At 50.9% G+C, this 10,800-nt stretch carries 1 protein-coding gene; it reads left to right on the top strand.

What is annotated here, in order from left to right:
• Positions 1 to 12 precede the first annotated feature (12 nt).
• Complete coding sequence (gene srfAB / locus ACMX2I_RS20055) at positions 13 to 10,764, top strand: surfactin non-ribosomal peptide synthetase SrfAB (protein WP_414958133.1); 10,752 nt, start codon at positions 13 to 15, stop codon at positions 10,762 to 10,764.
• The last annotated feature ends 36 nt before the right edge of the window (positions 10,765 to 10,800 follow it).

The raw sequence follows: 10,800 nt of genomic DNA, 5'->3' as shown, positions 1-10,800 counted from the left end.
TAGAGGTGGCATATGAGCAAAAAGTCGATTCAAAAGGTGTACGCACTGACACCAATGCAGGAGGGAATGCTGTATCATGCGATGCTTGATCCGCATTCTTCCTCGTACTTCACACAATTAGAGCTTGGGATTCACGGTGCTTTTGATCTTGAAATCTTTGAGAAAAGCGTCAATGAACTGATTCGGTCTTATGATATTCTCCGTACAGTATTTGTGCATCAACAGCTGCAAAAACCGCGTCAGGTTGTGTTAGCTGAACGCAAAACAAAGGTGCACTATGAAGATATTAGTCATGCGGACGCAGACCGCCAGAAAGAGCACATTGAGCGTTATAAACAAGATGTGCAGCACCAAGGTTTTAACCTGGCAAAAGACATGTTGTTCAAGGTGGCGGTTTTCCGTCTTGACGCAGATCAGCTGTATCTTGTCTGGAGCAATCATCATATTATGATGGACGGCTGGAGCATGGGCGTGCTCATGAAAAGCCTGTTCCAAAACTACGAGGCGCTCAGAGGAGGCCGGACACCGGCAAACGGTCAGGGCAAACCTTATTCCGACTACATCAAGTGGCTCGGAAAACAAGACAATGAAGAAGCAGAGAGCTACTGGAGCGAACGCTTGGCGGGTTTTGAACAGCCGAGCGTGCTTCCGGGCCGCCTGCCTGAGAAAAAAGACGAATATGTCAATAAAGAATACTCATTTACATGGGACGAAACACTGGTTGCCCGCATTCAGCAAACTGCAAACCGTCACCAAGTGACAGGGCCCAACCTGTTTCAGGCTGTTTGGGGTATTGTTCTCAGCAAATACAACTTTGCGAATGACGTTGTCTTCGGCACGGTCGTATCGGGACGGCCGTCTGAAATCAACGGGATTGAAACGATGGCGGGGCTGTTTATCAACACCATTCCGGTGCGGGTAAAAGTTGATCGTGATGCAGCTTTTGCTGATATTTTCTCAGCTGTCCAGCAGCATGCGGTAGAGGCGGAGCGCTACGATTACGTGCCGCTATATGAGATTCAAAAACGCTCAGCCCTTGATGGCAATCTCTTGAACCATTTGGTCGCGTTTGAAAATTATCCGCTTGATCAAGAGCTTGAAAATGGCAGCATGGAAGACCGCCTTGGATTTTCTATCAAGGTAGAAAGCGCATTTGAGCAAACAAGCTTCGACTTCAACCTGATTGTATATCCGGGCAAAACGTGGACCATCAAAATCAAATATAACGGAGCCGCCTTTGATTCCGATTTTATCGAACGGACAGCGGAGCACCTCACCCGCATGATGGAAGCGGCTGTCGATCAGCCGGACGCTTATGTGCGTGAGTACGGGCTTGTGGGAGACGAAGAGCAGCAGCAAATTGTCGAGGTGTTTAACCAGACAAAAGCCGAATTCCCTGAAGGGGTGGCCGTTCATCAAGTGTTTGAAGAGCAAGCGCAACGGACACCGGCAAGCCCTGCCGTTGTATATGAAGGAGCCGAGCTGACATACCGTGAGCTGAATGCAGCGGCAAACCGTCTGGCGAGAAAGCTTGTCAAACAAGGTCTTCAAAAAGGGGAAACAGCAGCGATTATGAATGACCGCTCGGCAGAAACCGTTGTTGGCATGCTGGCTGTGTTAAAAGCAGGCGCCGCCTATGTGCCGCTTGATCCGGCGCTTCCTGAGGACCGTCTACGTTTCATGGCGGAGGACAGCATGATTCGCATCGTATTGGCCGGAAAGTCTTATACAGAGGAGGCGCAGCAGCTGCAAGTGCCGGTTGTTACACTGGACAGTGGTTTTGAAGAGAGCGAAGCGGCTGACAATCTCAATCTGCCATCCGCACCGTCTGATTTGGCATACATCATGTATACATCTGGTTCAACAGGCAAACCGAAGGGCGTCATGATTGAACATAAAAGCATCTTGCGCCTCGTCAAAAATGCCGGTTACGTTCCTGTTCACGAGGAAGACCGCATGGCGCAAACGGGAGCTGTCAGCTTTGATGCCGGCACCTTTGAGGTATTCGGCGCACTGCTGAATGGCGCAGCGCTTTATCCCGTAAAAAAAGAGACGCTGCTTGATGCGAAACCATTTGCGGCCTTCCTGCGCGAACAGAAAATCACGACCATGTGGCTGACATCACCTTTATTCAACCAGCTTGCCGCAAAGGACGCCGGCATGTTCGGCACATTACGCCATTTAATCATCGGCGGAGACGCGCTCGTGCCGCATATCGTCAGCAAAGTGAAACAGGCATCGCCGTCGCTTTCGTTGTGGAACGGATATGGCCCGACAGAAAACACGACATTTTCAACAAGTTTTCTGATCGACCGTGAGTACAGCGGCTCTATTCCCATTGGGAAGCCTATCGGAAATTCAACTGCCTACATCATGGATGAACAGCAGCGTCTGCAGCCAATTGGCGCGCCGGGTGAGCTGTGCGTCGGAGGAATTGGTGTAGCGCGAGGATATGTCAATCTCCCTGAGCTGACGGAGAAGCAATTTCTCGAAGATCCGTTCAGACCGGGTGAAAGGATTTATCGCACTGGCGACTTGGCGAGATGGCTGCCGGACGGGAATATCGAGTTTTTAGGCAGAATCGACAATCAAGTGAAGGTGCGCGGCTTCCGAATTGAGCTTGGCGAAATTGAAGCAAAACTGAACATGGCGGATCATGTGACAGAGGCTGCGGTGATCATCCGCAAGAACAAAGCGGATGAAAATGAAATTTGCGCGTACTTTACGGCGGACCGCGAAGTATCTGTGAGCGGGCTGAGAAAAACGCTGTCTCAGTCTTTGCCTGATTATATGGTTCCCGCCCATTTGATTCAGATGGACAGCCTGCCGCTCACGCCGAACGGAAAAATCAACAAAAAAGAACTTCCTGCGCCTCAATCAGAAGCTGTGCAGCGGGAATACGCAGCACCAGAGACAGAGAGTGAAAAGAAATTAGCGGAGATTTGGGAAGGGATTCTCGGCGTCAAAGCAGGCGTTACCGATAACTTCTTTATGATCGGCGGCCATTCGTTGAAAGCGATGATGATGACGGCGAAAATCCAAGAGCAATTTCATAAGGAAGTGCCGATAAAAGTGCTTTTTGAAAAGCCTACCATTCAAGAACTGGCGCTGTATTTGGAAGAGAACGAAGGCAAGGAGGAGCAGACGTTTGAACCGATCAGGCAAGCACCTTATCAGCAGCATTATCCTGTATCCCCAGCCCAGCGGAGAATGTATATCCTCAATCAGCTTGGACAAGCAAACACAAGCTACAACGTCCCCGCTGTACTTTTGCTGGAGGGAGAAGTAGAGAAAGACCGGCTTGAAAACGCGATGCAGCAATTAATCAACCGGCACGAAATTCTCCGTACATCGTTTGACATGATCGACGGAGAGGTTGTACAAACCATTCATAAAAACATATCGTTCCAGCTGGAGGCTGCCAAGGGACGGGAAGAAGACGCGGAAGAGATGATCAAAGCGTTCATTCAGCCGTTTGAATTAAACCGCGCGCCGCTCGTCCGTTCGAAGCTTGTCCAGCTTGAAGAAGAACGCCACCTGCTGCTCATTGATATGCACCATATCATTACTGACGGCAGTTCAACAGGCATTCTGATCGGTGATCTCGCCAAAATGTACCAAGGCGCTGACCTTGAGCAGCCGCAGATTCACTATAAAGATTACGCTGTTTGGCATAAGGAACAGGCTGATCATCAAAAGGATGAAGCATACTGGCTCGATACCTTTAAAGGCGAGCTGCCGATTCTTGATCTTCCGGCGGACTTCGAGCGGCCTGCTGAACGGAGCTTTGAAGGAGAGCGCGTGATGTTCGGGCTTGATAAACAGATGACGGCTCAAATTAAGACACTCTTGGCAGAAACGGATACGACAATGTACATGTTTTTGCTGGCGGCGTTCAATGTGCTTCTTTCTAAGTACGCGTCACAGGACGATATCATTGTCGGCTCGCCGACTGCGGGAAGAACACATCCTGATCTGCAAGATGTGCCGGGCATGTTTGTCAACACGGTGGCATTAAGAACGGCGCCTGCGGGGGATAAAACCTTTGCACAATTCCTTGAAGAGGTCAAAACAGCCAGCCTTCAAGCTTTCGAGCACCAGAGCTATCCGCTTGAGGAGCTGATTGAAAAGCTTCCGCTTACAAGGGATACCAGCCGAAGTCCGCTGTTCAGCGTGATGTTCAACATGCAGAATATGGAGATTCCTTCATTGAGATTAGGAGATTTGAAGATTTCTTCGTATTCCATGCTTCATCACGTCGCGAAATTTGATATCTCCTTGGAAGCAGTCGAGCGTGAAGAGGATATCGGCCTAAGCTTTGACTATGCGACTGCCCTGTTTAAGGACGAGACGATCCGCCGCTGGAGCAGCCACTTTGTCAATATCATCAAATCGGCCGCGGCTAATCCGAACGTCCGGCTGTCTGATGCAGACTTGCTTTCACCAGCAGAAACGGCTGCTTTGCTTGAAGAAAGGCATATGACTCAAAAGACTGAAGCAACCTTTGCAGCTCTTTTCGAAAAACAGGCCCAACAAACACCTGATCATCCTGCGGTAAGGTCTGGGGGAAATCTGCTGACCTATCGCGAGCTTGATGAACAGGCGAACCAGCTGGCGCATCATCTTCGCGCGCAAGGGGCAGGGCGTGATGACATCGTCGCGATTGTCATGGATCGGTCAGCAGAGGTTATGGTATCGATTCTTGGTGTCATGAAAGCGGGGGCGGCTTTCCTGCCGATTGATCCTGATACGCCTGAAGAACGAATCCGTTATTCACTAGAGGACAGCGGAGTGAGAATTACGGTCGTGAACGAAAGAAATATGACGGCCATTGGGCAATATGAAGGAACAATCGTCAACCTTGATGACGCGAAATGGAGAAATGTGAGTAAGGGCCGCCCCTCTTCGATCTCCGAATCTCATAATCTGGCATACGTCATTTATACGTCCGGTACGACCGGGAAGCCGAAGGGCGTGCAAATCGAGCATTGCAATCTGACAAACTATGTTTCTTGGTTTAGTGAAGAAGCGGTTCTAACGGAAAGCGATAAGACTGTATTGCTTTCGTCTTATGCATTCGACCTAGGCTATACGAGCGTGTTCCCTGTGCTTCTGGCAGGGGGCGAGCTCCACATCGTGCCGAAGGAAACCTATACGGCGCCGGATGAAATGGGGCGTTATATCAAGGAGCACGGGATCACTTATATCAAACTGACACCGTCTCTGTTCCATACGATGGTGAATACGGCCAGCTTTACAAAAGAGTCAAACCATGAACCCTTACGCTTGATTGTCTTGGGAGGAGAAAAAATCATTCCGGCTGATGTTCTCGCCTTCCGCAAGGTGTACGGACATACCGAATTTATCAATCACTACGGCCCGACTGAAGCAACGATCGGCGCCATCGCCGGACGGGTTGATCTATCTGAACCGGACGCGTTCGCGAAACGCCCGACAATCGGACAGCCGATTGCGAATGCCGGCGCGCTTGTTTTGAATGAAGCATTAAAGCTTGTGCCTCCGGGAGCGAGCGGCCAGCTCTATATCACGGGACAGGGGCTTGCAAGAGGGTATCTCAACAGGCCTCAGTTGACGGCGGAGAGGTTTGTTAAAAATCCATATTCACCGGGCAGCCTCATGTACAAAACCGGAGATGTCGTGCGGAGACTTTCTGACGGTACACTTGAATTTATCGGCCGGGCTGATGATCAGGTGAAAATCCGCGGCTATCGCATTGAGCCAAAGGAAATTGAAACGGTCATGCTCAGCCTCAGCGACATTCAAGAAGCGGTTGTGCTGGCGGTTTCCGAGGGCGGGCTTCAAGAGCTTTGCGTGTATTATACGGCGGAGCAAGCCATTGAAAAATCAGAGCTCCGGAACCAGCTTTCACAAACACTGCCGTTTCATATGATTCCTGCTTTTTTTGTGCAGATGGACGCCATTCCGCTGACCGCAAACGGGAAAACCGACAGAAACGCATTGCCAAAGCCGAATGCGGCACAATCCGTACGCAAGGCCTCAGCCGCACCGGAAACAGCGCTTGAAGAGAGCCTATGCCGCATTTGGGAGAAAACGCTTAGCATAGAAGCGATCGGCATCGATGACGATTTCTTCGATTTAGGCGGCCATTCATTAAAAGGGATGATGCTCATGGCCAATATTCAGGCCGAATTGAGGAAAACCGTACCGCTTAAAGCCTTGTTCGAGCAGCCGACTGTCCGCCAGCTGGCGGCTTATATGGAGGCGTCGGCGGTTTCAGGCGCCCATCACTTGCTCAAACCGGCTGACAAACAGGAGATGTACCCACTGTCATCCGCACAGAAACGGATGTATGTACTGAATCAGCTTGACCGGCAGACGATTAGCTACAACATGCCATCTGTTCTTCTGATGGAAGGCGAGCTTGATATTTCTCGTCTGCGCGACTCGCTCAATCAGCTTGTGAACCGCCATGAGTCATTGCGTACGTCATTTGTAGAAGCAAATGGTGAGCCTGTTCAGCGCATTATGGAGGCGGCGGCGATTGATCTTCACGTGTTTGAAGCGGAAGAAGATGAAGCGGAACAAAAAATCAAGGAATTTATCCAGCCATTCGACTTAAACGATGCACCGCTCATTCGCGCGGCATTGCTTCGAATTGAAGCGAAAAAACATTTGCTGCTGTTGGATATGCATCATATTATCGCAGACGGCGTATCAAGAGGCATTTTTGTAAAAGAATTGGCACTGCTTTACAAAGGAGATCAGCTTCCGGAGCCGGCGCTTCACTATAAGGATTTCGCCGTTTGGCAAAATGAAGCGGAGCAAAAGGAGCGGATGAAGGAGCATGAAGCGTACTGGCTCTCGGTTCTTTCAGGCGAGCTGCCTGAGCTTGATCTTCCGCTCGATTACGCCCGTCCGCCTGTGCAAAGCTTTAAAGGGGACACGGTCCGTTTCCGTACGGGGAGTGAGACGGCAAAGGCGGTAGAAAAACTGCTCTCGGAAACTGGGACGACCTTGCACATGGTGCTTCACGCTGTTTTCCACGTCTTTTTAAGCAAAATTTCCGGACAGCGTGATATCGTCATCGGCTCCGTTACTGCCGGCCGGACGAATGCTGATGTCCAAGACATGCCGGGAATGTTCGTTAATACGCTTGCCTTAAGAATGGAAGCGGAAGAACAGCAAACATTTACAGAGCTCCTCGAGCAAGCGAAGCAGACGAACCTGTCAGCGCTGGAGCATCAGGAATATCCGTTTGAGGATTTGGTCAATCAGCTTGATCTCCCTCGGGATATGAGCCGAAATCCATTGTTTAACGTAATGGTGACGACAGAAAATCCTGATAAAGAACAGCTCGCATTGCAGAATCTAAGCATTTCACCTTACGAGTCCCATCAAGGAACGTCTAAGTTTGATCTGACATTAGGCGGATTTACTGATGAAAACGGCATCGGCCTGCAGCTCGAATATGCGACTGATCTGTTCTCAAAAGAAACGGCTGAGAAATGGAGCGAATATGTTCTGCGTTTACTGAAGGCTGTTGCGGAAGATCCGAACCAGCCGCTTTCCAGCCTGTCACTCGTCACCGAAACAGAAAAACAAACGCTTCTCGAGGCCTGGAAGGGCAACACGCTGCCTGTGCCGACAGACAAAACCGTTCATCAGCTATTCGAAGAAACGGCTCAGCGCCACAAAGACCGCCCGGCTGTCACATACAACGGCCAGTCGTGGACGTACGGCGAGCTGAATGCCAAGGCGAATCGTCTTGCCCGGATTTTGATCGACTGCGGCATCAGCGCGGATGAGCGCGTCGGCGTTCTCACGAAGCCGTCGCTGGAAATGGCAGCCGCGGTGCTCGGCGTCTTAAAGGCGGGGGCGGCGTTTGTGCCGATTGATCCTGACTATCCGGATCAGCGGATTGACTACATTTTACAAGACAGCGGCGCGAAGATTCTCTTGAAACAGGAAGGCATCGCAGTGCCGGACAGCTATACGGGAGAGGTTATTCTTCTTGATGGCGACCGCACGATTCTAAGCCTGCCGCTTGATGAAAACGACGAGGAAGATCCGCTCACAGCTACAAAAGCGGAGAACCTCGCGTACATGATTTACACGTCAGGAACGACCGGACAGCCGAAGGGTGTCATGGTCGAGCATCATGCGCTTGTGAACCTGTGCTTTTGGCACCATGATGCTTTCAGCATGACAGCGGAGGACCGCAGTGCGAAGTACGCGGGCTTTGGATTCGACGCCTCCATTTGGGAGATGTTCCCGACGTGGACAATCGGCGCCGAACTTCACGTCATTGATGAAGCAATCCGCCTCGATATCGTCCGCCTGAACGACTATTTCGAAACGAACGGCGTGACGATCACGTTCCTGCCGACGCAGCTGGCGGAACAGTTCATGGAGCTTGAGAACACGTCACTCCGTGTCCTCTTGACCGGAGGAGACAAGCTGAAACGCGCGGTCAAACAGCCGTACAAGCTCATCAACAACTACGGGCCGACAGAAAATACAGTCGTTGCCACAAGCACAGAGATCAATCCGGAGGAAGGCTCACTTTCCATCGGGCGGGCGATCGCCAATACGAGAGTATACATTCTCGGCGAGGGCAATCAAGTGCAGCCGGAAGGCGTGGCCGGAGAGCTTTGCGTAGCGGGACGCGGGCTGGCACGTGGTTACCTGAACAAGGAAGACGAAACCGCGAAGCGATTTGTCGCCGATCCGTTTGTGCCGGGTGAACGCATGTACCGCACCGGCGATTTGGTGAAATGGGTGAACGGCGGCATCGCATACATCGGCCGGATCGACCAGCAGGTCAAGGTCCGCGGCTACCGGATCGAGCTGTCAGAAATCGAAGTCCAGCTTGCCCAGCTTTCTCAGGTGCAGGATGCGGCGGTGACAGCTGTCAAAGATAAAGGCGGCAATACAGCGATCGCGGCGTACGTGACACCGGAAACAGCTGACATAGAAGCACTGAAATCAGCACTGAAAGAAACCTTGCCGGATTACATGATCCCGGCGTTCTGGGTGACATTAAATGAACTTCCGGTTACGGCAAACGGCAAAGTAGACCGCAAAGCCTTGCCTGAGCCGGACATCGAAGCGGGAAGCGGAGAATACAAAGCGCCAACAACCGACATGGAAGAGCTGCTTGCCGGCATTTGGCAGGATGTGCTCGGCATTTCGGAGATCGGTGTCAGTGACAATTTCTTCTCACTCGGCGGAGATTCCATCAAAGGAATACAAATGGCGAGCCGCTTGAATCAGCACGGCTGGAAGCTGGAAATGAAAGATCTCTTCCAGCATCCGACAATCGAGGAGCTCACCCAATACGTGGAGCGTGCCGAAGGCAAACAGGCGGACCAAGGGCCTGTGGAAGGCGAAGCCATTCTGACGCCGATTCAGCGCTGGTTCTTTGAAAAGAACTTCACAAACAAGCACCACTGGAACCAATCGGTGATGCTTCACGCCGGGAAGGGCTTTGACCCTGAACGGGTGGAGAAAACGCTGCAGGCACTGATTGAACATCATGATGCACTTCGTTTGGTTTATCGTGAGGAAAACGGGGACATCATTCAAGCATATAAACCGATCAGTGAAAGCAAGGTCAGCTTCGAGATCGTTGATTTGTACGGCACTGATGAAGAGATGCTGAAAAGCCAGATCAAGATTCTCGCGGACAGGCTGCAAAGCAGTCTCGATCTGCAAAACGGACCGCTTCTGAAAGCCGAGCAATACCGTACGGAAGCTGGCGATCACCTGCTCATCGCTGTACACCATCTCGTGGTCGACGGCGTATCATGGCGGATTTTACTTGAAGATTTTGCTTCAGGCTACGTGCAGGCTGAGAAAGAAGAGAACATTGTCTTCCCGCAAAAAACAAATTCCTTCAAGGACTGGGCGGAAGAACTGGCGGCATTCAGCCAATCAGCAGATCTTTTACAGCAGGCTGATTACTGGGCGCAAATGGACGCTAAACAAGTTTCTCCTGTGCCGAAGGACTACGAAACAGAGCGGCGGATTGTCAAACATACCTCATCCGTCCTCTGTGAATTAACGGAAGAAGACACCAAACATCTCTTAACAGATGTTCATCAGCCATATGGAACCGAAATCAATGATATTCTTCTCAGCGCGCTCGGTTTAACGATGAAAGAATGGACAGAAGATGCCAAAATCGGCATGAACCTGGAGGGACACGGACGGGAGGACATCATCCCGAATGTGAATATCTCTAGGACGGTCGGCTGGTTTACCGCACAATATCCTGTTGTGCTCGACATATCTGAAGCAGACGCCTCAGCCGTGATCAAATCAGTCAAAGAAAACCTGCGCCGCATTCCGGACAAAGGTGTTGGCTACGGCATTCTCCGTTATGTCACAGAAACAGCGGAAACCAAGGGCTTTACGCCAGAGATCAGCTTTAACTATTTAGGCCAATTCGACAGTGATGTAAAAACCGACTTTTTTGAGCCGTCCGTTTTCGATATGGGGCGTCAAGTAAGCGAGGAATCAGAAGCGCTGTACGCTTTAAGCTTCAGCGGCATGATCAGAAACGGCCGGTTTGTGCTTTCCTGCTCCTACAATGAGAAGGAGTTTGAAAGAGCTACAGTCGAGGAGCAAATGGAACGGTTTAAAGAAAACCTCCTGATGCTGATCCGCCATTGCACGGAAAAAGAGGACAAGGAGTTCACGCCAAGCGACTTCAGCGCCGATGATCTTGAAATGGACGAAATGGGCGATATCTTTGACATGCTTGAGGAGAATTTAAAATAAGACGCAAGGGAATTACAGGAGGCGGGAGCGAAGCAT

The organism is Bacillus sp. SW14, from assembly GCF_047608225.1.
Taxonomy (GTDB): Bacteria; Bacillota; Bacilli; order Bacillales; family Bacillaceae; genus Bacillus; species Bacillus subtilis_G.
This window is presented reverse-complemented; position numbering and strand designations above follow the sequence as displayed.

Coding starts and splice junctions, on each gene's coding strand:
- srfAB (WP_414958133.1), top strand. CDS start 13: ATGAGCAAAAAGTCGATTCAAAAGGTGTACGCACTGACACCAATGCAG.